Annotated in this window: 20 protein-coding genes; 4 read left to right on the forward strand and 16 right to left on the reverse strand. The window is 64.4% G+C overall.

Translation table 11 applies throughout. The features are described 5' to 3' along the window. Positions 1-111: 111 nt before the first annotated feature. The 8 genes from BLR29_RS10230 to BLR29_RS10265 form a co-directional block, all read right to left on the reverse strand. Complete coding sequence (locus BLR29_RS10230; protein WP_092136861.1) at positions 112-402, reverse strand: EscU/YscU/HrcU family type III secretion system export apparatus switch protein; 291 nt, start codon at positions 400-402, stop codon at positions 112-114. Then, positions 399-1760: a flagellar hook-length control protein FliK gene (locus BLR29_RS10235; RefSeq protein ID WP_092136862.1), complete on the reverse strand. Its 1362-nt coding sequence runs from the start codon at positions 1758-1760 to the stop codon at positions 399-401. Before BLR29_RS10235 ends, BLR29_RS10230 begins: the two co-directional genes overlap by 4 nt. Before the next feature lie 72 nt (positions 1761-1832). Next, positions 1833-2165, reverse strand: coding sequence for a flagellar protein FliT (locus BLR29_RS10240; protein ID WP_092136863.1), 333 nt, complete (start codon positions 2163-2165; stop codon positions 1833-1835). A gap of 1 nt (position 2166) precedes the next feature. Next, positions 2167-2616: a flagellar export chaperone FliS gene (gene fliS, locus BLR29_RS10245; RefSeq protein WP_092136864.1), complete on the reverse strand. Its 450-nt coding sequence runs from the start codon at positions 2614-2616 to the stop codon at positions 2167-2169. 15 nt (positions 2617-2631) lie between these two features. Then, a complete protein-coding gene (fliD, locus tag BLR29_RS10250) occupies positions 2632-4080 on the reverse strand; it encodes a flagellar filament capping protein FliD (RefSeq protein WP_092136865.1) in 1449 nt (482 codons plus the stop codon). Positions 4081-4119: 39 nt separating this feature from the next. Beyond that, positions 4120-4500, reverse strand: coding sequence for a flagellar protein FlaG (locus BLR29_RS10255; RefSeq protein ID WP_092136866.1), 381 nt, complete (start codon positions 4498-4500; stop codon positions 4120-4122). 126 nt (positions 4501-4626) lie between these two features. Further along, the gene (locus BLR29_RS10260; RefSeq protein ID WP_092136867.1) at positions 4627-5823 is read right to left on the reverse strand and encodes a FliC/FljB family flagellin; all 1197 of its coding nucleotides are present in this window, start codon (positions 5821-5823) and stop codon (positions 4627-4629) included. Between the two features lie 216 nt (positions 5824-6039). Then, positions 6040-6360, reverse strand: a complete 321-nt coding sequence (locus BLR29_RS10265; RefSeq protein WP_092136868.1) for an RNA chaperone Hfq — start codon at positions 6358-6360, stop codon at positions 6040-6042. Between the two features lie 906 nt (positions 6361-7266). Between BLR29_RS10265 and BLR29_RS10270 the strand changes: the two genes are divergently transcribed. Then, positions 7267-9255: a methyl-accepting chemotaxis protein gene (locus tag BLR29_RS10270; protein ID WP_092136869.1), complete on the forward strand. Its 1989-nt coding sequence runs from the start codon at positions 7267-7269 to the stop codon at positions 9253-9255. A 415-nt stretch (positions 9256-9670) separates the two neighbouring features. Beyond that, positions 9671-11161: an MDR family MFS transporter gene (locus BLR29_RS10275; RefSeq protein WP_092136870.1), complete on the forward strand. Its 1491-nt coding sequence runs from the start codon at positions 9671-9673 to the stop codon at positions 11159-11161. Positions 11162-11235: 74 nt separating this feature from the next. On the opposite strand, the gene BLR29_RS10280 is transcribed toward BLR29_RS10275, so the two are convergent. From BLR29_RS10280 to BLR29_RS32685, 5 genes are all read right to left on the reverse strand, one after another. Continuing rightward, a complete protein-coding gene (locus BLR29_RS10280; RefSeq protein WP_092136871.1) occupies positions 11236-12156 on the reverse strand; it encodes an oxygenase MpaB family protein in 921 nt (306 codons plus the stop codon). 69 nt (positions 12157-12225) lie between these two features. After that, the gene (locus BLR29_RS10285; protein ID WP_092136872.1) at positions 12226-13263 is read right to left on the reverse strand and encodes a cytochrome d ubiquinol oxidase subunit II; all 1038 of its coding nucleotides are present in this window, start codon (positions 13261-13263) and stop codon (positions 12226-12228) included. Then, positions 13260-14669 carry a cytochrome ubiquinol oxidase subunit I gene (locus tag BLR29_RS10290; protein ID WP_092136873.1) on the reverse strand — a complete coding sequence of 470 codons (1410 nt, stop codon included), beginning with the start codon at positions 14667-14669 and terminating at the stop codon, positions 13260-13262. Before BLR29_RS10290 ends, BLR29_RS10285 begins: the two co-directional genes overlap by 4 nt. Before the next feature lie 3 nt (positions 14670-14672). Beyond that, a complete protein-coding gene (locus BLR29_RS10295; protein WP_092136874.1) occupies positions 14673-15314 on the reverse strand; it encodes a GbsR/MarR family transcriptional regulator in 642 nt (213 codons plus the stop codon). 605 nt (positions 15315-15919) lie between these two features. Then, positions 15920-16354: a LysR family transcriptional regulator gene (locus tag BLR29_RS32685; RefSeq protein ID WP_092136875.1), complete on the reverse strand. Its 435-nt coding sequence runs from the start codon at positions 16352-16354 to the stop codon at positions 15920-15922. A gap of 230 nt (positions 16355-16584) precedes the next feature. Between BLR29_RS32685 and BLR29_RS10305 the strand changes: the two genes are divergently transcribed. Next, the gene (locus tag BLR29_RS10305) at positions 16585-16974 is read left to right on the forward strand and encodes a cupin domain-containing protein (protein ID WP_092136876.1); all 390 of its coding nucleotides are present in this window, start codon (positions 16585-16587) and stop codon (positions 16972-16974) included. Positions 16975-17064: 90 nt separating this feature from the next. Continuing rightward, positions 17065-17910: an N-acyl homoserine lactonase family protein gene (locus tag BLR29_RS10310; protein WP_255371174.1), complete on the forward strand. Its 846-nt coding sequence runs from the start codon at positions 17065-17067 to the stop codon at positions 17908-17910. A 61-nt stretch (positions 17911-17971) separates the two neighbouring features. Here the strand turns inward: BLR29_RS10310 and BLR29_RS10315 are convergent, their stop codons facing one another. The 3 genes from BLR29_RS10315 to BLR29_RS10325 form a co-directional block, all read right to left on the reverse strand. Then, positions 17972-18748 (reverse strand): GntR family transcriptional regulator, encoded by a 777-nt coding sequence (locus tag BLR29_RS10315; protein ID WP_092136878.1) that lies wholly within the window; start codon positions 18746-18748, stop codon positions 17972-17974. A gap of 96 nt (positions 18749-18844) precedes the next feature. Then, the gene (locus tag BLR29_RS10320) at positions 18845-19774 is read right to left on the reverse strand and encodes a 2-dehydropantoate 2-reductase (protein WP_092136879.1); all 930 of its coding nucleotides are present in this window, start codon (positions 19772-19774) and stop codon (positions 18845-18847) included. A 60-nt stretch (positions 19775-19834) separates the two neighbouring features. Then, positions 19835-21172, reverse strand: coding sequence for an MFS transporter (locus tag BLR29_RS10325; protein WP_092136880.1), 1338 nt, complete (start codon positions 21170-21172; stop codon positions 19835-19837). Positions 21173-21266: the final 94 nt, after the last annotated feature.

The raw sequence follows: 21266 nt of genomic DNA on the forward strand, positions 1-21266 counted from the left end.
CCGCCGGAAAACGGGTCTAAATTGGCGCTATTTCGCTTGGGGTGGCGATTTCGCCGCCTGCCCGGGATGCCGCGCGGGGCAACGGATGCAGGCGCAAGGCACCAGGAGAGGTCAGGTCAGCGCGGGGAGCTGGGGCGCGTCGGACTCGATCTGATGGAGCCACGTCAGCAGCTCGGCCACGGCCACATACAACTGCGGGGGGATCTGGCTGTCGAGGTCCACCTGCATCAGCAGGTTCACCAGTGCAGGGGAGCCATGCACGTAGACACCCGCCTCGCGTGCGCGCGCGATAATGGCTTCGGCGGAGAGCCCATAGCCTTTAGCGACGATGCGGGGCGCCTTGTCGACGGCCTGATAGGACAGCGCGACGGCGACGCCGCGATCGGGATCGTTCGCGCTCATGTCGGCAATTCCATGGCAACGCCGGCGGCCACCGACGCTTCGTCGGCGGTGCTGACATTGAGGTTCAGCAGCGCGATGCCGCGTGCATCGAGCTGGCTGCGGAAGTCGGCCTGGCCCCGGGCGAGCTGCGCGGCGGCGGTGGCGTCGGCGGCTACCAGCCGCGCTTCCAGCCCGTGCGCGCCGAGCGTCAGCACGGCGTCGACATTGCCAAGCCGCGGCAGCGACAGGCGCAACCGGGTGCTCCAGTTGACGGCATCCGCCGCACCGGCCGATCCTTCACGCTGCTGTTCCCGCGTGACTTCCCAGTCCACGGGCAGGCCCGGCCAGGCGTCGACCGTGCAGCGGAACTGCTGCGTGGCGAGCAGTTCCAGCTGCTGACGGACCACGCCTTCGCTGCCCGGATGAACCGGCGGACCGACATCGGCCTGCGGCCGCGCCGAAGGCGCATCGGGCGAATTCCAGCTGGCGATGATGGCTGCGCGTTGGGCCTGTGCGATGTGGTGGCCGTCGTGGGAAACCTCGGCGGTCACCTGATACGCGTGTGCCGCGGCGCTGGCGTGCGCGGCGCGGCGCTGTTCGGCGGCCGGCGTCTGGGCCGCGCCTTGCTGGCCTGCCGCGCTGCCCTGCTGGGCGCTTGGCTGCGCTTCGCGCTGCGGGTGCGCAGGCTGGGCGGGTACGCCGGTGGTCAGCGGGAAGATGGTCGGGCGGGTCAGTTCGGCCAGGATTGTCGCGCTCGGCGGTGGCGTGGCCGATGCAGCCGGTCCGCCATAGGGCAGCAGCGCCACGGGGGCGCCAACGCTCGCGCCCGGCTGCGCAGGCGCGCCGGAGGCGGGCGGCGATGCCTGTGCCGGCACGCGCAGCGTGGCCTGTGGTTCCTGCAGCAGCGTCGACAGCGGACGCTGGCCCGTGGCCCACTGCAGCAGGTGCGATTCGTAGAACATGCCGCTTTGGTCGACCAGCGTGGCCAGTGCGGCGGACAGGGTCGCCGCCGCGCCATTGGCGCCATTTGCGGCGTTCGCGCCGGATGCGGGCGGGGCCGAAAGCAGTGGGGCGCTGGTGCGCAGCGGCTGGGCGTCGCCGCCTTCGAACAGGTCCAGGATGGCGCGCGCCGCGAAGCTCAGCGTCTCGCGCGTGGAGCCGTTCTGCGCTGCCGCGCGCGGATCGCCCGCGCCGGGGGTGACCGTGACAGGCTGGCGCGCCTGGACGGTTTCGCCGGTGGATGACTGTACGTCGCCTTGCGTGACCTCGGGCACCGGCATCAATGCCGCGAGCTTGTCGATGGCCAGCGCGGGGCGGGTCAGCTGTGCGTCCGGCAGTTGGTTCGGAACCAGGCCGGGAGGAATTTGAATGCCGGTCATGGGCGCGCGTCAGCGGATGTCGATAAGCGTGATACGCGTCAATACCGGCCCTTCATCGGGGAAGGGCCGTGATCAGACGGCCGCGCCGTAGGCCGCGGACAGCTCCAGCTTGCGGCGCGAGTTGTTGATCAGTTCACCGAGGTGAGCCAGGCGGGGCATGGTCAGGTCGCGGATCCGGGCATCGTACGCAAGGATGCGCTCCAGCAACTGGAAGCGGCGCAGGCGTTCGTTATCCGAAAACGGCACGCTGTGGTCGAGCTGGCGCAGGCGATCCACCTCGGCCATATAGATCCGCTGCAGGTCCGTCAGCGCATCCCAGTTGGACGCGCGCGCGGCGTCGAGCATCTGCTCCGAGAGCACCAGCAGCTCTTCGTAGCTTCTCACGATGGGGGACGTGGCAAACATTTCAGGTTTCCTGCAGGATGGGCTGCGCGTCGGACGCCAGGGACGTCTGCGCGGTATCGGCGGCCGCTGCCGGATCGATGGCGGACCAGGCCGAGGACAGGTTCTCGAGCAGGGTATCCACTTCGGACAGCAGGGTGGCGTCGCTGCGCAGGTTGGCCAGCATCAGGCGGCGCGTCATGTATTCGTACAGCGATTCGAGGTTGGCGGAGATCTCGCCGCCAGCCTCGTGGTCCAGCACCGCGCGCAGGCCATTGTCGATGATGTTGATGGCCTTGGAGATCGCGTTGCCGCGCGCTTCCACCTCGCCGGCTTCCAGATGGAACTTGGCCCGGGCGATGGCCGACCGCGCGCCGTCGTACAGCATGACGATCAGCTTGTGCGGGCTGGCACTCATGGCCCCGGTCTGGACGCCGACCTGGGCATAGGCATTGATGGCTTGGCGCGCGAACATGGCAAATCTCCGGGCTTACTTGCTGCTACTGCTGCTCAGCGACGCGAACTGCTGCGTGAGGTAGCTCTTGGTCTGGTTCATCTGCGAAACCAGCAGGTCAAGCTGCGTGAACTGGTCACGGTAGCGATCCATCGTCGCCGTGATCCGGTCATTGGTTTCGTTGTACTGGTCGTTCAGCTGCTTGAGCGTGGAGGTAATGCCGTCCGTGGCCACCGTCAGCGCGCCGGACGTGGCGTTCAGCGAATCGACGTAGTCCGACACCTGCTTGCCGATGCCGCTAGCGCCGTTGTCGCCGGAGAACAGCGACGTCAGGCCCTGCAGGTTGTTGGAGATGGCCGACTTGAGCTTGTCCGTGTCCACGGTCATCTTGCCGTAGTTCACGTTGGTGGTGCCGGTGTTCATGTTGAACGAGACACCGATGTCGGACAGGGTGATCGTGCCGCCCTTGCCGTCGCTCAGCGGGGCGGTCAGCATCGAGCGCAGGCGGGACTGGATCGAGCTCAGCGTGTTGTCGCCATTGAGCGCCGCGCCGGACGACGGATCGCCCGGCTTGTTGGATGAGGTGTCGAACGCGGTCAGCTGCGCGGCGGTGGTCAGGACGTTGTTGTACGCGGTGACGAAGGCCTGCACGCTGTTGATGATCGAGTCGCTGTCGCGGTTGACCGTCAGCGAGGTCGTGCCGGTCTTGGTGAGGCTCAGCGTCACGCCCTGGGCGGCGTCGGCCACCGAGTTGCTCTGGCTGACGATATCGATGCCGTTGATGGTCAGCGCGGCGTTCTGCGGAGCAACCTTCTGCTGCACGCCGCTGGCCTGCACGGCGCTGGCCGGGTCGAACGCCACCAGGGCGTTGACGTTGCTATCGCTGGCGCTCACGCGCATGGTGCCCTGCGTGCCGGTGTTGTTCGAGGTCAGCACCAGGCGATAGGGCGTGCCGCTGCCGTCGTTGATGATGCTGGCGGTCACGCCGATGTTGGCCTTGTTGATCGAATCGCGGATACCTTGCATCGAGGTATCGGAGCCGATCGTCACGGTCTTGGTGCTGGTGGCCGCGCCGCCCGTGGCGAGCTGGTCGCCGAAGTCGAAGGTCAGCGTGCCGCCACCGATCGCCGCCGTCTGGCTGGCCTGCTGGGTGGTGACCAGCGTCTGGGCAGCGGCCAGGCTGGTGACGTTGATGGTGTAGCTGCCCGGCACGGCGGTGCTGCTGGCCGTCGCCGACAGGACGGTGCTGTCGCCCACGGCAGGCTTGGTCGCGTTGAAGGTCTTGGCATCCGCCAGGGCCTGGGCGGCCGACTGGTACGCGGCGAGCACGCTCTTCACCTGGCCGTACGCGGATAGCTTGGACTGGAAGCTCGTGGCCTGGTCGTTGATGGGCTGCAGGGCCAGTTCTTCGTTGGTCTGCAGGCTGGTGAGCAGCGTTTGCAGATCCAGGCCGGAGCCAACACCAATATTCGAGATGCTTGCCATGGTTAGATACCTTGTGACTTCTTCAACGGGAGGCCGCGCTCAGACGGCGTGGCTGATGAACAAACCTTGCAGCTTGTCGATCGCCTGGGCGAAGCGCATCACTTCCGCGCTCGGCATCTGGCGGATCAGTTCGCCGGTTTCCTTGTCGATCACCTTGGTGATGACGCGGTGGGTGTTTTCGTCGATTTCGAAGCGCAGGCCGATGGACGTGGTCTTGAGCACGTCGACCAGTTCCTGGACCGCTGCCGCCGTCCTGGCCGGAGAGTCATCGGGCGCGGAGCGGCCATCGGCGTCCGTGGTGGCGTGCGCCGGACGAACGGCGTCCGCCGTGGCGGCCGGCGCGGCGGGTGCCGGGGCGGCGGTCACGGAATCGGCGGAAATGCGGGCCGCCGGAAAGGAAACGAGGGTAGGGGATGCCATGGTCTGCTCCGTCCGGTAAGGCTGTGATTCTTGTCCGGTTGAAACGCTTTGCAGGCAGCGGTCTGCCTGCAAAACATTCCGGCAAAAAAGCCGGGCCTTGCGGCCCGGCCTTTTGCAGCGCGGTGATTAACGCAGCAGCGACAGCACGCCTTGCGTGGTCTGGTTCGCTTGCGACAGCACCGAGGTACCAGCTTGTTGCAGGATCTGCGCGCGGGTCATGTTCGACACTTCCGTTGCGTAGTCAGCGTCTTCGATGCGCGAACGCGAAGCCGACAGGTTGTTCACCGTCGTGCTCAGGTTGTTGATCGTCGACTCGAACCGGTTCTGTACAGCACCCAGCGACGAGCGCAGGTTGTCAACCGAAGCCAGGGCCGTGTCCAGCGTCTTCAGCGGGTTGGCCGTAGCGGCGTTCTGGAAGTCCGAAGCGGTCAGCGAAGCGCCGGTGATCGTGAAGCCAGCGGTGGTACCACCGGTGGAGATCACGGCGTCGGACGGCTTGACGGCGATGTACAGGTTCATCGAGGTGGCCGTGCCGTTGCCAGCGAAGCCCTTCGAGGACAGCGTGGCGTCGTCGGCGGCGGTCATGCCGGTGATGTTCACTTGCACGAACCAGTTGCCGTTGGCGTCAGCCACGACGTTCTGCGAGCCCACGCCAGCGCCGGTGCCCAGGCCCAGTGCGCTTTGCAGGTTGGCGGCGGCGATACCGGTTGCGGTAGCGTTGGTCACGGTCGAAGCCGTACCGAAAGCAGCTTGAGCAGCGGCGGTACCGATGGAAGCCGTGGCGCCTTGCGGGCCGGCAACGCTGAAGCCCGAAACGCCCAGGGTCTTCGAGGTGATTTCCTTCAGGCCGATCGAGATGGTTTCGCTGTCGTTAGCGCCAACCTGGATCGTCATGTTTTGGTTCTTGGCCAGAACCTTCACGCCGTTGAACTGGGTCTGGGCCGACACGCGGTCGATTTCAGCCAGACGTTGCTTGATTTCGTCCTGGATCGACTTCAGGTCCGAACCCGAGTTCGTGCCGTTGGCGGCTTGCACCGACAGTTCACGGACACGTTGCAGGTTGTTGTTGACTTCGGTCAGCGCGCCTTCAGTCGTCTGCGAGATCGAGATACCGTCGTTGGCGTTACGCGAAGCTTGCGTCAGGCCGCGGATGTTGGCGGTGAAGCGGTTGGCGATGGCCTGGCCGGCTGCATCGTCCTTTGCGCTGTTGATACGCAGACCCGACGACAGACGCTGGATCGCGGTGTTCAGCGACGATTGCGACGTGTTCAGGTTGCTCTGAGTCATCAGAGACAGCGTGTTCGTGTTAATGACTTGCGCCATGGTACGACTCCTATTTGCAATGTTGTAGGCATTCCGGCGGGTGCCGTAACGTTGGCTGCCTGCTTTGCAGGGCGTAGAGTGCCTCCGTTGCAAGGGTTATCGACAGGGCGGTAGGAGACTTTAGAGTGATCTTTGCTAGAGTTTCGAGGGGTGCGGCATCGTCCCCCGAGCGGTTGCGGCATGCGGCCGGTTGCCTGGCTGCCATGCCGTGGCGGGTCAGCGGCGCTTGCGGGTGCGCGGTATATATAGACGCACGAAATCCGGTGACGCTTCCGCTTCCAGCAAGGTTGCGGCGGCTTCCGGCGCGTGCGCGGGCGTGACCACCGTGATGGCGCGCTTGTATACCAGTGTGGGGGTGGGGTCCTCGGCATCCCTGCCAAGCAGGAGCATGTAATTGTCCGAGGCGACGACGATCCCGGTCAGCCGCGTGCCATTCGACAGGTGGACGATGACCGAATTGCGACTGGCGCTGTGGGCCGCGAATTGCAGATGCTGCAGTTTTCGGCTGGGTCTGGGGGCCTTGATTTCCTTCTTCACAACTTCTCCGGAAGAGCCCGCAAGGGTTCTGGCGGCTGACAACGGTCCGATGACCAGGCGCACAGATCGGCGTCGCACTAAAAGTGACGTACAACGCGGCCTGATCTTGGCGAGACATGAAACATTCGCTCTCGGAACCGGCGCAGAGGCTGGCCGTCTTGACTGCCGCGGACAGGAATCCCGGGAAATGGGATGGCGCTGCCCCGTTGGCGATCTCGCGCGGCGCTGCCAGGAGAGAAGGGGAATACTTCAGGCGGAAGAGTAACAAAGTTTTACAAGCGTTGACGAAGCCATGGCTTGTCCGGGCGTAGAGGATTTGCTCTATTTAATTTGTTGCTTACTACAAAGTGATTGATGTAGCGCCTGGTCGCAAATGACCATGAAGACGGGTGCCCGAATCACCAGAAGCCGCGCCAGCTAAAGGTTTGCGGGAAGCGGTCGTTATTTGCCGACAAGGCTAAAAGTGATTCCGACCATCATTTTTAGCATTCGTGTGCTGTATCGTTTACACCCGCCATGAGGGCATTCCCTGATAGAAGCGCGATTTACACCTCATGTAAGCGGGTTTATATTCGGTGTTCGGACCGGCCACAACCGGTCTTTTTCAAAGCAGTCCTGAAAGCCTACGAGCACCCCGCGCGTGGGCTTCTTTTTTTTGAGCCCGCGTCATTTCGGTTGCGGTTTGTCACCGCAGAGGCCGTTACCGGCACAGCCGGAGCGCACGGGACAGATTAGAAGCCATCCGTTACTCCAGCAATTCGCCGAACTGCCGGCACTTTTCCCCTCAATTCGTTTTCCGCCTAAAGAAGCGTCTCCATCACGCCGATAGGGGGCCGTGCGACGCCCGGACCCGGGTGATGCCGCCGGCGCTTTACGAATACATAGAACGAGGGAAGGTGCGCAGTGATGGGCTTGCGAAACATGAGTATCGGGACGCGATTGTCCCTGGCATTTTGCCTGGTGGTCTTTCTGCTGGCAGCCGTTGCGGCCGTGGGCGTGTCAGCGTTGCGGGGCATGAACGACGCCATGCATCAGGCCGTGGAGCAGCGGCTGCTGCGCGTCATCGATCTCAATCGCGCCAAGGAACGCGTGCTGACGATCGGCGTCATGGTGCGTGACGCCGCGCTGACCGAAGATCCGGCGCTTGCCGCGCAGAACGCCGAAAATATCGTCAAGATCCGCGAGGAAGTCAGCGGCATCCTCGATCAACTCGCCAAGATCATCCAGGCATCGGGCAGGCCGGAGCTGAAGACGATGTTCGACCAGCTCACGCAGGTGCGCGGCGCGTACAACGGCCAGCTCGACCTGGTTCTCCAGCAACTGCGTAACGGGGAGTTCGATGGCGCCCGCGCCGGCCTGATCGTGACCCTGCCCGCCGCGCAGGCCGCGTACTTCGACAAGCTCGACGAGACCGCCCAGTCTGGCCGCAACCTGGCCGTGGCCGCCGTGCAGGAAGCCTCCGAGCAATACGTCTTCACCCGCAATCTGCTGATCGGCCTGTCGGTGCTGGCCGCGTTCATCGCCGCCGTGCTGGGCATCGGCATGACCCGTTCCGTGACGCGTCCGGCCACGCAGGCGCTGGATGCCGCCGAGGCGCTGGCGCAGGGCCACCTGGCCCACGCCATCCGCGTGCGCAGCCAGGACGAGATGGGCCGCGTGCTGGGCGCGCTGGAACGCGCCTTCGGCCAGCTCGGCACGCTGGTGCGCGGTATCCAGCAGGCAGCGGGTTCGATCGACACGGCCGCGCGCGAGATTGCCAGCGGCAATTCGGACCTGTCGCAGCGCACGGAAGAGCAGGCCGCCTCGCTGGAACAGACCGCGGCCTCGATGGAGCAGCTGACGTCCACGGTGCGCCAGAACGCCGAGAACGCGCGTCAGGCCAACCAATTGGCCGCCAACGCGTCGGACGTGGCGACGGAGGGCGGCCGCGTGGTGCGCAGCGTCGTGGAAACGATGGAAGGCATCTCGAACTCGTCCGCACGCGTGGCCGAGATCATCGGCGTCATCGAAGGCATCGCCTTCCAGACCAATATCCTGGCCCTGAATGCCGCCGTCGAAGCGGCGCGCGCGGGCGAGCAGGGCCGCGGTTTCAGCGTGGTGGCCGCGGAAGTGCGCAGCCTGGCACAGCGCTCGTCGTCAGCGGCCAAGGAAATCGGCGATCTGATTAACGGATCGGTGCGGCAGGTGAAGGACGGCGCGAAGCAGGTGGAAGTGGCGGGCAAGACGATGGACGACATCGTCAGCGCCGTGCGCCGCGTGACGGACATCATGGGCGAGATCACTGCCGCCAGCGAAGAGCAATCAGCCGGCATCGAGCAGGTCAGCCTGGCGATCACGCAGATGGAAGGCGTGACGCAGCAGAACGCGGCGCTGGTGGAAGAGGCCAGCGCGGCGGCGGAAAGCTTGTTGCAGCAGGCGGGGGGGCTGGTGGCGGAAGTGGCCCAGTTCGACCTGGGCGACAGCCGCCCAGCGCAGACGGCCGTGGCCTCGGCCATGGTATCGGCCCGCCCGGCCCGCCCGGTAGCATCGATCCCGGCATCGCCGCCGGTCCGGCGGATCGCGGGCCCCGCGGCGACTGCTGCGACCGTGGCGCCGACGCGCGTACGCGCGATCTCCCGCGCCGTGACCCCGTCCGCGCCGGCATTGCCGGCAGCGGCGCCGGCGCCACGCACTGCGCGTGCGCCAGCCGTGCCGGCCGCCGTGCGTCCGCCGGTGGAGCGCAAGACGCAGCCGACCACGGTGTTGTCGTCGCGCCAGCCGGCCGCGCCCGCCAAGCCCCGGCCGCCCGTGACGCGCCAGCGCAAGGAGCCAGTGCTGGCCACGCCAGCGCGCCGCCGTCCGGCCGCCGCGCCGTCGCCGGCCCGGGCCGATGGTGGCGATTGGGAAACCTTCTGATCTTCTGATCGCCCGGAACGGCATCGCGCGGCAGGGCCATACGGCCCGACGCCGCAATGACGATGGCATGGCGGCATGGCAGGCGGCACCCGGAGGCTGGACGGCCGCCGTGGAGAGTCGCGCATCCACTAAAAGTCGGGTGGGCGTGGGCCCGCTGAAAGACCGAGCGGGTCGAGCGGGGCTCGCCTACAATATCGGCTCTCCTTGACCACAAGAGCAGACAAGGCCCGCCGGGCACCGATGTGTCCCCTGCGGCGCGTCGATTCCGGCACGCATTGCCGCCGTCTGCCACGCAGGCCCTCTCATGTCCGCCCTCCAAGCGTCCGCCGTCGAGTCCACACCCCAGCCTCACCCCACGCCTGCTTCGTCATCCGCCGATCGCAAATCCGATGGATCGCCGCCCGATGTGCCGGTCATGCAGGTCATCTTCGGCCTGATGCTGGCCATCCTGCTCGGGGCGCTGGAGCAGTCGATCGTCGCCGTGGTGCTGCCGGACATCGCACTGCAGCTCAATGGCTTCGAGGACATGGCGTGGGTGATCTCCGCCTATCTGGTGGCGTCCACGGTGGTCACGCCGATCTACGGCAAGCTTTCCGACGTGCTCGGGCGCCGATCCGTGCTGACGTTCGCCATCGTGCTGTTTCTGCTGGCATCCGTCGCTTGCGCGTTGGCGACCACCATGCCGATGCTGATCCTCGCGCGCATCCTGCAGGGGCTGGGTGGCGGCGGGCTGATCTCGGTCTCGCAGGCGACCATCGCCGACGTGGTGCCGCTGCGTGAACGGGGCCGCTACCAGGGCTACGTGAGCGGCGTGTGGGCCGTGGCCAGCATGGCCGGCCCGGTGATCGGCGGCTATCTGGCGCACTTCCTGTCGTGGCGCTGGATTTTCTGGATCAACATTCCGCTCGCGCTGATTGCGCTGGCGGTCGTGCGCCGCGCGCTGCGGCACCTGCCGGTGGGTGGCCGCAAGCATCGGATCGACTATCTGGGGGCGCTGCTGTTCGGGGGCGGCCTGTCTGGCGTGCTGGTGTTCCTGACCCGGCTGGGGCAGGGGCATTCGCCGCTGGAGCCGCAGACCATCGGCCTGCTGATCGCGGGCCTGGCGGGTCTGGCCCTGTTCATCTGGCAGGAGCGCCGCGCGACGGATCCGGTGATCCCGCTGGCGATGCTCGGCGTGCCGACGGTCGCCATCTGCTGCGTGACGCTGTTCCTGTGCTTCTTCCAGCTGATCGCGATGTCGGTGCTGCTGCCGCTGCGCTTTCAGGTGGTGGGCGGCGCCCATGCCGATACGGCGGCGCTGCGGCTGGTGCCGCTGACGCTGGCGATTCCCTTCGGCGCCTATATCTCCGGCCGGTTGATGTCATGGAGCGGCCGCTACAAGCCGATGCAGTTGACCGGATCGATCGTCGCGCCGCTTGCGATCGTGGCGCTGGCGTTTGTGCCGCCGCATGCGGTGATTCCGGCGGCGCTGGTGATGATCATGCTGGGGCTGTCAATCGGCCTGCAACTGCCCAGCGGGCTGGTGGCAACGCAGAACGCCGTGCCCCATCAGCAGGTGGGCATTGCCACGGCGCTGACCGCGTTCTCGCGCCTGTTGGGCGGGGCGGTCGGCGTGGCCGTGCTGACGACGGTGCTGATCGCGCTGCTGCGCCACAGTGGCGTGGCGGTGACCGGGGTGCAAGGCGGCGAGGACGTGCTGATGAGCATGTTCCGTCGCGCCATCGGCGCGGGCGACCAGGGCGACGCGATGGCGGTACGCATGGCCGCCGAGCATGCGTTCCGGATCCTGTTCCTGATGAGCGCGGGGGTGTCGGCGATCGCACCGTTCCTGGTGATGCGGCTCAAGGAGAAAACGCTGCGCGGCAGCCCGGCACCCGCGGCAGCCGCTGCAACCGCCGCTGAGTAATTACGGACGTTCGCGCGGAGGTTCGCACGGTAATTCGCGCGGAATCGGGCAAGCAGGCGCCCGTCTGCCGACGCTCAGGCGGTGCGGGCCACGCGCCGCCGGGCGCGTGCCGCCAGTCCGGGGCCCAGCGCCCAGCGCAAGGTCGGCGCCAGCGCGCGCATGCCGGCAACCGACAACGATCGCCGTACTGACGGGCGATGCAAGCCTAGGGCCTGTTGTGCCCACGCTGGCAGCAGCGCCACGCCGGCATCGGCCATCGTGCGGACCGCGGGAACCAGCAGCGGATTGGCCACCGGCATCGTCATCACCAGCCGCACCACTTCACGTGTGCGATCGCTGTTCACCAGGTGGGGCCGTTGCGCTTCCAGATAGGCGTGGATCGCCGCGCGCGAGCGTGGCACGTCCGGTGCACCCAGCAGCGCCGCCACCCTGGCTTCTTCCTCGAAATACCGGTCCTGATCCGCTGCCGACAGCGGTCCCACATAGCGCAGGTAGCCGGCCAGAAAACTCGATACCTCGGCCACGTGCACCCAGGTCAGCAGCGCGGGATCGTCGGCCGCATAGGGCTGGCCATCCGGCGCCGTGCCCTTGACGCCTGCGTGGATGCGGCGCACGCGTTCGATCAGCCGCATGGCATCGGCGTGGCTGCCGTACGTGGTGCCGGCGACGAATTGCGCGGTGCGGCCCAGCCGGCCCTGCATGTCCGTGCGGAACGAGGAGTGGTCCCACACCCCGGCGAGCGCCAGCGGATGGAGTGCCTGCAGGAGCAGCGCGCCGACGCCGCCGGCCAGCATGGCGGGGAAATCCGCGTGCACGCGCCAGCAGACCGCGTCGGGGCCAAACAGCCCGGGGTCGCCGGGCGGGTTGTCGTAGTCGAGCGTGAGTCCTGAATTGCTGCGCGTCAGCGCGCGTACCTGCGCGCCGGCCCGGTTGCGCAGGCGCTTGAGCAGCGGGCCGGTGGCAGGGTCTGTGGGGCTGGGTGATCCTGGTGCCATGAGCGCTTGGGCGCCGTCAGGGCGCCGGAGACCGTGGGGTGTGGGTGAATCGGAGCGGCTCGGGGTGCATCAGTAGTAATGCAGGTCCGTGGCCTTGCCCCAGAATACACGGTACGCGTAGACCGTGTAGCCGAGGATCGTCGGCAGCACGATCGCCGCGCCGACCAGGATCGCCATCAGCGATTCCGGCGCGCTGGCCGCCTGCCAGATGTCGATCTGGTCGACCACCAGGTACGGAAACAGGCTGTACGCCAGTCCATTGAACGCCATCAGGAAGATCACCGCCGTGCCGACGAACGGCACCCAGCACCAGCGGTCATTGCCGCGTGCGTGCAGGTCGCGCATCCTGCGCAGCACCCGCTCGATCACCACGAACAGGCCCATCGTGATCAGCGGGATCGGCGCCAGCAGGATGATGTTGGGCAGCGCGAACCATTTTTCGAAGATGCGCGCGCTGACCAGCGGCGTGACGATCGAGATGGCCGCCACGCCCAGCGCCGTCAGCCACAGGCTGCGCCGCGCCCAGTAGATCGCGCGCAGTTGCAGGGTGCCCGTGGTCTTCATGATCAGCCAGCTGGCGCCCAGCAGGCAGTAGCCGGCCACCAGGCACAGGCCGACCGCCACCGCGAACAGCAGGTTGGGCAGGTCATAGCGGAAGCCGGTGATATAGAGACCCAGCATCAGGCCCTGGGAGAAGCTGGCGAGCAGCGATCCCGCATAGAACGCGAAATTCCACCACGGCTTGTGCGGGTCCCGTGCCTTGACGCGGAAGTCGAACGCCACGCCGCGGATGATCAGCCCGGCCAGCATCAGCGCCACGGGCAGGTACAGATGCGTCAGGATCACGCCGTGCGCCAGCGGGAAGGCCGTCAGCAGCAGCCCCACGCCGAGTACGAGCCACGTTTCGTTGGCGTCCCAGAACGGGCCGATGGACGCGATCATGGTGTCCTTGTCGGCATCGTCGGCGCGGCGCAGCAGGACGCCCACGCCCAGGTCGTAGCCGTCCAGGATCACGTAGATCAGCATCGACAGCCCCATTAGGGCCAGGAAGACCAGCGGCATCCAGCCGGCCGGCTGGGTGAGGTCGGGAATCGTGGTCGGGTTCATTGCGCGCTCCGGGTGTGGCCGGCGATGACGGGTTGCGGGGTTTCGATCCCGCGCTCGTTGTCCTGTGGGTGGAGCGGATGGTGGTCCGGTCCGCTGTCGGCGGCGCCAGCCTTGCGGGCCAGGTGGTAGACCACGGAGATATAGGCGGCGATCAGCACGGCGTAGAGCGTCAGGTACATGGCCAGCGTGCTGCCGATCATCATGGCGGGCACCTTGGACGCCGCCTGCGCGGTGGTCAGCACACCATAGACCAGGTAGGGCTGGCGACCGATCTCGGTCACATACCAGCCTGCCACCAGCGCGATCCAGCCGGAGAACGTCATCGCCACCAGCACACGGGCCATCCACGGCGCGGGCGCGCCGCGCGTGCGGAACTGCCACGCGGCCAGCCAGGAGACCGCCAGCATCAGCAGACCCACGCCCACCATGATGCGGAAGGCGAAGAACAGCGGGGCCACGGGGGGATGGCGATCGCCAAAGGCGTCGATGCCGTGGATCTCGCCGTCGACGTCATGGGCCAGGTAGAGCGATGCCAGCTTCGGGATGGCGATCTCGTAGTCATTGGTCCGCGTGGTGGCATTGGGCAGGCCGAACAGCACGGCCGGCGCACCCTTCGTGGTCGTCCAGATGCCTTCCATCGCGGCGATCTTGGCGGGCTGATGATGCAGCGTGTTCAGGCCGTGCAGGTCACCGGCGACGATCTGCAGCGGGATCAGCATCGCCGCCAGCACCACGCCGGTGCGCATCGACTGGATGACCTCGCGGGCGCGATCGCCCCGCAGCCAGCGGTAGGCCGAGATGCCGGCCAGCAGGAAGGCCACCGTCAGGCCGGATGCCAGCAGCATGTGGGTGAAGCGATAGGGGAAAGAGGGGTTGAAGACGACTTCGATCCAGCTGGTGACATGCGCGCGGCCATCGATCATCTGGAACCCGGCGGGGGTTTGCATCCACGAGTTCAGCGCCAGAATCCAGAACGCCGACAGCGTGGTGCCGCCCGCCACCAGCAGCGTGGCGATGGTGTGCGTGCGGTTGCTGACGCGGCGCATGCCGAACAGCATGATGCCGAGGAAAGTGGCTTCCAGGAAGAACGCCGTCAGCACCTCATAGGCCAGCAGCGGGCCCGCGATATTGCCGACGGTTTCCATGTAGCCGGGCCAGTTGGTGCCGAACTGGAAGCTCATGGTGATGCCGCTGACCACGCCCAGTGCAAAGGTCAGCGCGAAGATCTTGACCCAGAAGCGGTAGGCGGCCATCCAGCTCTCGTCGCCGGTCTTGCCGTAGCGCAGCTTGAAGAACAGCAGGACCCAGGTGAGGGCGATGCTGATGGTCGGAAACAGAATATGGAACGTGATGTTGGCGGCAAACTGGATGCGCGCCAGCACTACGGGGTCGAGACTGGCAAACACGGATCACTCCTTGCGGGGGCGGGCGGTCTTGGCGGGGGTCTTGGTCGCGGGTTTGGCGGCGGGTTTGGCGGCATGGGCGCCGGCTTTCTCGCCGCCCATGCCGATGGCGCTTGCCAGACGGTCCTTCACGTCCAGCAGCTTGGTGACGCGCGACCCCAGGCGCATGAGCTTTTCCAGCGTGGCGACGTCGAGCTTCTGCATGTCGCCGAACCACGTGGTGACCAGCAGGATCAGGCCGTACATCTCCTTCATGCGTGCCTGCGCGTGGCGGTCCTCGGCGGACGATGGCGCCTCCAGCTGGACTTCGCGCAGCATCGACAAGGTGGGGTCGATCTCGCGCCTGCGCCGTTCCTCGGCCAGGGTACGAAAGATCGCCCAGACGTCATCGGGGGCGGAGAAATACTCGCGGCGGTCGCCGGGCTGGTGCGACAGCTTCACCAGGTTCCAGGATTCGAGTTCCTTGAGGCCGATGCTGACATTCGAGCGCGAAAAGCCGAGAGATTCGGCGATCTCATCGGCATTGAGCGGGCGGGAGGCGGTGAAGAGCAGGGCGTAGATCTGCCCCACCGTCCGGTTGATACCCCAGCGGCTGCCCATCTCACCGAAATGGAGCACAAACCGCTGAACCAGGGGCGATAGCTGCATGCTTGTCCGTTTCGAATTTTCAGAAAGTTCTGAAAGTTTAATACGGATCAATGTGATCTGCTTGAGTTTTTGCGGTGCGTCAAAGTGGTGGGGGCGGTGCTCTCTATGTGTCCCTGTCACGTCTCAAAATTAGTGGGTTTTGTCTCACAGTTAGTGGGTTAAATTCTCAAAGTTAATGGGTACACTGGATGTCCCGTCTCAAAGTTAGTGGGTTGGATTCTCAAAGTTAATGGGCAAAGAGAACGCGCGGAAGGGGGCGCAAAGCGCCGGGAGCTGTGGGCACGTCTATTGGCAAACCGGCGATCGACGGTAGGGGACTATCCGGAACCGAGTGGCTACGCATTCACCACCGAGAAAGGTGGAGCGGTATTGGTCCGGGCGAGGCAGGTAGTGCCGGGGTCTGATCGGACAACCGGAGGGCGGGTCTGGACTGCAGCGCAAGCCGGGCTTTCGCTTCGCGGGGCGCGGCTAGCGGGCGAATGCTTGGAGTATGTCTAATGCCGGCGGCTCTAAGTTGCGTATCGGTGCGCGGTCCATACCTGGGTGTACTGGCGTATGTCGACGCTTGGGGATAGGTAGCTAGAGGGTAGGCCGGAAGGCCGAGGCTACGCGGCCAACTCGATTCGAGTAGTGCGACGGACCTTTGGCATCTCGTCGTAGGTGCGCCCATTCAATTGACGGCCGGTGCGGTCTTTCCGAACCCCCCCATTGTTTGAAGAAAACCGCAACCCTTGCGGCACGACACTGCTTGCGGATGGACTGTGCAGTGTGCCGCTGGGAACCCCATCGTCCTGAGCCGCCGTGCGCGCTTCGGCCATCAGCTTGCCAATGCGCGCCACAAACGGAAGGATCCGCTGGCCGGCGGGTGTGGGACGCACGCCGCGCGCATGGCGCTCGAACAGCTGCGTGCCCAGTTCTTCCTCCAGCCCGCGGATGCGTGCCGTGATGTTCGACTGCACGGTGTGCAGTTCGGTATTGGCCCGGTTCATGATGCCCAGCTGCGCCACCACCTCGAAATTCTTCAAATCCGCCAGTTCCATACGAACCGTGTCCCCGTCTGCCATGGAATGCTCATGCGCAACTGTAGCCCGTTGCGCAAGAACGCGTTGACCTCTCTGAATCAAAGATAGGTCATATCTCGATATTTCAGTTCTCGGCATCCGTTATTGCACATAGCCTTGAGCCATCTGCAATAGCGATGGGCGCATGACGCGCGCGGGTCAGTTATCCCCTGTAGTACAGCCATAACAATCCACTTGGAGAAGACACCATGAAACATTCGACACGATCGCTGGCCGTTGCTGCTGCCGGAGTCGTTCTGCTGGGCGCAGGTACCAACGCGTTGGCCCAGCAACGAACCCCGCTGCAGACCATCGATTATCCGCCCGGTTACGAGACGGTCAGCGTGATTGCCGAACTCGAACCGGGGCAGTGCACGACCAGACATGCCCACCCGGGGATCGAAAGCGCCTACGTGCTTGAAGGCGAGGCGGTCGCCAAGTTCGACAGCAAGCCGGACCAGAGGCTTGTGGCGGGACGACCGCTGCAGTTCGGCCAGGAAGAAATGCATAACGTCTGCAACACCGGCACGGTGCGGTTCAAGGCAATTGCTCACTATATTGTCGAGAAGAACAAGCCACTGGTGCTGCGTGCGCCCTGATATCCCATTTGATTATCCTCACTAGGAGAATAGGTAATGCTGAGGCAAACAAAAGTGGCGCTGACATCTGCGCTGGTGTCTCTGCTGTTCATGCTGGAAGGTGCGCCGGTTGCGCATGCGGCGTCTGCGCTGCCGGACGCCACCCGTGCCGGTTTGGCCGACAGGCTGTACCGCGTGGATTGCGGCCGCTCTCTGGCCAATGACGAATCGGTGTGGACACCGGGCGAAAATGTCGGCAAGAGCGTCGAGTTCTCGTCGACCTGCTGGCTGGTCAAGCACGGAAAGGATTGGCTGCTCTGGGATACCGGCGTGCCCGAATCGTCGTACAAGGATCCCAAGGGGTGGTCCACGCTGCCGAAACTGATCGTCTATCACCTCGACAAGACGCTGACGGGCCAACTGGCGGAACTCGGACTTAAGCCGGATGACGTAGGCCGCGTGGCAATTTCGCATACCCACGGCGATCATATCGGCAATGTGGGCCTGTTCCCGAACTCGACGATTCTCATGCAGAAGGCCGAGTATGACTGGATTCATTCGCCCAATGGATCGAACGAGAACGTCAATCAGTTAATGGCGCTAGCGCGCAAGCTGATGGGAAAACCGAAGGATCTCAAGCTGGTTGAAGGGGATACCGACGTTTTCGGCGATGGCAGCGTGACGCTGGTGGCCACGCCAGGCCACACGCCGGGCAGCCAGTCGCTAATGGTCCACCTGAGGAATTCAGGATTTGTGATCCTGTCTGGCGACGTGGTGCATCTGGAAGGCAACTTCGAGCGAAGCATCGTGCCGTCGCTGAATACCAGTAATGCGGATTCGCTCGCGTCGATGGAAAAGGTCAGGAAACTGATGGCAACCTACAAGGCGAGGCTGTTCATCAATCATGACAAGCACCAGGCCGAACAGCTCAAGCTGCTTCCCGCCTATTACGACTGAGACGACCAAGGCCCGATGATTCGCGGCGCCGACGCTCAACCCGTGTCGGCGCCGTCTTGCTTCAAACTTCCTGAAACTCGCCTTGCGTCTGCAATACCTTCACTAGACGCTCGCCATGCATCTGCGCATAGTCATGGGCCAGTTTCTCGGATTCGGCCGTATCGCCCTGCAGGATCGCCGACGCCATATGCTCGTGCTCGGCATAAATGGCTTCTGAATACTCCATCAGCTTCGTCGTCATGAGGATATAGAGCATCACGGGGTCGCTGATCAAACCATACTGGACGATCAGGCGGCGATGCCCGGATAGCGCAACAACCGTCTTATGGAAAGCCAGGTCTGCCTCGGCGATGCGCCGGCGATCCATGTCGGCGATGGCGAATTTCAGTGCGGCCAGCGCCTCGTGCAGTTTCTTGCGGCCGGCGTCATCGATATTCGCGGCGGCCAGTCTCGAGGCCATACCTTCCAGGTTGCTGCGAAGCGTATAGAGCTCCCAGGCGTCTTCCGCCGATAGCGACACGACTTCCCACCCGGTATAGGCATGCTGGATCAGCAGACCTTCGCTGGCGAGGCGCTGCATGCCGGCGCGGACCGTCGAGCGCGAGAGGCCGATCTGTTTGGCAAGCGCGATTTCGGTAAGCCGGGAACCGGGCGCGAGGTCACCAGAGAAAATGGCGTCGCGAATCCAGTCGGCGGCCTGCCGATCGAGGCTGCGTTTGTCGATTTCAATGCGAGTACTCATAGATGCTTGACCGGAAACGGAAAACGCACCCGAACCACCATGGAGCGGGTGCGAGGCGCAAGCCTGGGCTGCCAGACACGGGCGGATGACTAGCATCTTACCGCCCAACAAAGACGATTGTTAATTGTGGGCAGTTAACCCTAGGCGGCCAAGTGAAGCGAATGTGCCTTCTAGGCACCATGTAGAGCGGAATTAGAGTCTTCCTGCCGCCCGCCGTACTTCATAGGCCTGCAGGTTCAGCAAGCATATCCGGTGCACGGACTCGTCAAGCCCATGCGCCCGAATGCGGGAGAGCATGTATCCGACAATGTGGTCGCCTTCGATGGCCGACTTCTTTTCCAGATCGCGCAGGATTGACGGGACGTACGCCGAATCCTTGTTGGCGAACAACTGCCGGTATTCCGCCAGGAATGCATCGGTCATCGGATATCCCTCTCGCGCGGCGACCTCGGCATGGACGGAAAGCACCTGATAGAAGAGCTCGGTGCCTCCCGGCACGCGTGCGATGTCACCGACACTCGCACGCAGCAGCGTCGTCACCGTGGCCACTGTGGCGAGATGGACAAACTTCTCCCAGAGGTGATGCATGATGTCGGGTACGGCGGTAGCGACGACGCTATCTTTTGGAAACGCCCGTTGCAGGGCCTGTACCCGGTCGCTCATGACACCCGACTGCTCGCCAAACTTGATATAGCACCAGTCGTTCAAATGCTGGATCGTGCCTTCCTTGTCCAGCGTGACGATGATTTTCGCTAGCCCGCCGAGCACGCGCTCTGCACCGAACGCCTTGTTGAGCTTGTCGAGATGCGCCATGCCATTCAACAACGGCAGCACAGCGGAATTCGGACCCACGGCCGGGCGAATGGCCTCGATGGCGGAAGCGAGGTCATAGGCCTTGCTGGTCAGCAGTACGATGTCCCAGTGTCCGTCCAGTTCCTCCTGGGTGACCGTTCTGACCGCAGCATGGTAATCGCCATACTGGCTGCGAATATTCAGGCCATCACGTTCGAGGATAGTGCGCCGCGCGGGGCGCACGAGAAAGGTGACGTCCGCACCTTGCTGGACCAGTCGGCCGCCATAGTAGCCGCCGATCGCGCCGGCACCCAGAGCCAGAATTCGCATGATGTCTCCATGAAGTCAAATAAGGGGATGGCCCGTGCGCCGGGCCTTGCGCCAACCTGTTCAGCGCCGCGCGTCGCCCTTCAGCAACCGCTGCGGCATGGCCGTGAGCAGCAGAATGGCGCCCAGTACCAACGTGACAGCGAACATGTACAGGCCGTAACTCAGAGACCCGGTCGTAATCTTGACCCAGCCAAGCACGGATGGGCTGGCGAAACCACCGATCAAACCAATACTGTTAATGACCGCGATGCCACCCGCCGCACCGGATGCGGACAGGTATGAGGTAGGGATGGTCCAGAACAGCGGCATGGCGGTCAGAATACCGAGCGTGGTGATGGACAACACGACCAGCGCCACAAGCAGGCTGCTATGGACGAAGGTTACGGCGACCAAGCCAATGGCGGCAACGATCATGCCCAGCGCCACGTGCCAACGGCGTTCGCCGGTCTTGTCGGAATGCTTGCCCACAATCACCATGCCTACGCACGTCACCACATAAGGAATCGCCGTCAGGATGCCGATCTGCAGGGGATTGGTCACGTGATAGCTGCGCACCATCTCCGGCAGCCAGAAACTGATGATGTATAGCCCAGCAGCAATCGTGAAGTAAATCATCGACAGCGCATAGAGACGCGGGTCACGCAGGGTCTTCACGAAGGAATGATCATGGCCGTGCGTGCGAGTTTCGCCCACTTCGTGGATCAGGATGTCTTTCTCCCGGGCCGTGAGCCAACGGGCGTCCGCCGGCTTGTCGGACAGCACGAACATGACCAGCACGCCGAGGATAATCGACGGCACCGCCTCGATTATGAACAGCCACTGCCAGCCGCCCAGCCCCGACGCACCGGTCATATTGACCATGATCCAGCCGGACAGCGGGCCGCCGATCACACCCGATACCGCAATGGCCGACATGAAGAGCGTAATGATCTTTCCACGCATGGCGGGCGGATACCAGAACGTCAGATACAGCACGATGCCGGGGAAAAACCCGGCTTCGAACGCGCCGAGCAGGAAGCGCGCGACGTAGAACTGCGTAGGCGTGGCGATAAACGCAAAGCTCGCCGAAATGCATCCCCATACGACCATGATCCGCATCAGCGTCTTGCGTGCGCCGATTTTTTCGAGCAACAGGTTGCTGGGCACCTCGAACAGGAAATAGCCCAGGAAGAAAATGCCGGCTCCCAGCCCGTAGACGGCGTCGGAGAACGCCAGGTCCTGTTTCATCTGCAGCGCGGCAAAGCCAATATTGACGCGGTCCAGATAGGCAAAGACGTAGCAGACAAAAAGGAACGGAATAATGCGCAACGTGACCTTGGCAAAGGTACGTCGCACCTCATCGCTCGTGTGCGACGGCGCCGTGTGCTGCCGCGCGGCGGGGGTGGAAACTGTCATCATGATCCTGCTCCAGCCATTGGAATGGTGGTGATATGGGCGGCTCCCGAGGCGAGGTCGCTCGCGCCAGGGCGCGACGGTCTCCACCTCCTCCCCG

This window comes from Cupriavidus sp. YR651 (assembly GCF_900101625.1).
GTDB lineage: Bacteria > Pseudomonadota > Gammaproteobacteria > Burkholderiales > Burkholderiaceae > Cupriavidus.

What these genes read in the sequence shown, in the direction of transcription:
- BLR29_RS10295 (WP_092136874.1), bottom strand. Translation starts at nt 15,314, where the DNA reads ATGCAGCTATCGCCCCTGGTTCAGCGGTTTGTGCTCCATTTCGGTGAG.
- BLR29_RS32685 (WP_092136875.1), bottom strand. Translation starts at nt 16,354, where the DNA reads ATGGAACTGGCGGATTTGAAGAATTTCGAGGTGGTGGCGCAGCTGGGC.
- BLR29_RS10315 (WP_092136878.1), bottom strand. Translation starts at nt 18,748, where the DNA reads ATGCTAGTCATCCGCCCGTGTCTGGCAGCCCAGGCTTGCGCCTCGCAC.
- BLR29_RS10235 (WP_092136862.1), bottom strand. Translation starts at nt 1,760, where the DNA reads ATGACCGGCATTCAAATTCCTCCCGGCCTGGTTCCGAACCAACTGCCG.
- BLR29_RS10260 (WP_092136867.1), bottom strand. Translation starts at nt 5,823, where the DNA reads ATGGCGCAAGTCATTAACACGAACACGCTGTCTCTGATGACTCAGAGC.
- BLR29_RS10270 (WP_092136869.1), top strand. Translation starts at nt 7,267, where the DNA reads ATGGGCTTGCGAAACATGAGTATCGGGACGCGATTGTCCCTGGCATTT.
- BLR29_RS10280 (WP_092136871.1), bottom strand. Translation starts at nt 12,156, where the DNA reads ATGGCACCAGGATCACCCAGCCCCACAGACCCTGCCACCGGCCCGCTG.
- BLR29_RS10275 (WP_092136870.1), top strand. Translation starts at nt 9,671, where the DNA reads ATGCAGGTCATCTTCGGCCTGATGCTGGCCATCCTGCTCGGGGCGCTG.
- BLR29_RS10240 (WP_092136863.1), bottom strand. Translation starts at nt 2,165, where the DNA reads ATGTTTGCCACGTCCCCCATCGTGAGAAGCTACGAAGAGCTGCTGGTG.
- BLR29_RS10325 (WP_092136880.1), bottom strand. Translation starts at nt 21,172, where the DNA reads ATGATGACAGTTTCCACCCCCGCCGCGCGGCAGCACACGGCGCCGTCG.
- BLR29_RS10255 (WP_092136866.1), bottom strand. Translation starts at nt 4,500, where the DNA reads ATGGCATCCCCTACCCTCGTTTCCTTTCCGGCGGCCCGCATTTCCGCC.
- BLR29_RS10230 (WP_092136861.1), bottom strand. Translation starts at nt 402, where the DNA reads ATGAGCGCGAACGATCCCGATCGCGGCGTCGCCGTCGCGCTGTCCTAT.
- BLR29_RS10310 (WP_255371174.1), top strand. Translation starts at nt 17,065, where the DNA reads ATGCTGGAAGGTGCGCCGGTTGCGCATGCGGCGTCTGCGCTGCCGGAC.
- BLR29_RS10320 (WP_092136879.1), bottom strand. Translation starts at nt 19,774, where the DNA reads ATGCGAATTCTGGCTCTGGGTGCCGGCGCGATCGGCGGCTACTATGGC.
- fliS (WP_092136864.1), bottom strand. Translation starts at nt 2,616, where the DNA reads ATGTTCGCGCGCCAAGCCATCAATGCCTATGCCCAGGTCGGCGTCCAG.
- fliD (WP_092136865.1), bottom strand. Translation starts at nt 4,080, where the DNA reads ATGGCAAGCATCTCGAATATTGGTGTTGGCTCCGGCCTGGATCTGCAA.
- BLR29_RS10305 (WP_092136876.1), top strand. Translation starts at nt 16,585, where the DNA reads ATGAAACATTCGACACGATCGCTGGCCGTTGCTGCTGCCGGAGTCGTT.
- BLR29_RS10285 (WP_092136872.1), bottom strand. Translation starts at nt 13,263, where the DNA reads ATGAACCCGACCACGATTCCCGACCTCACCCAGCCGGCCGGCTGGATG.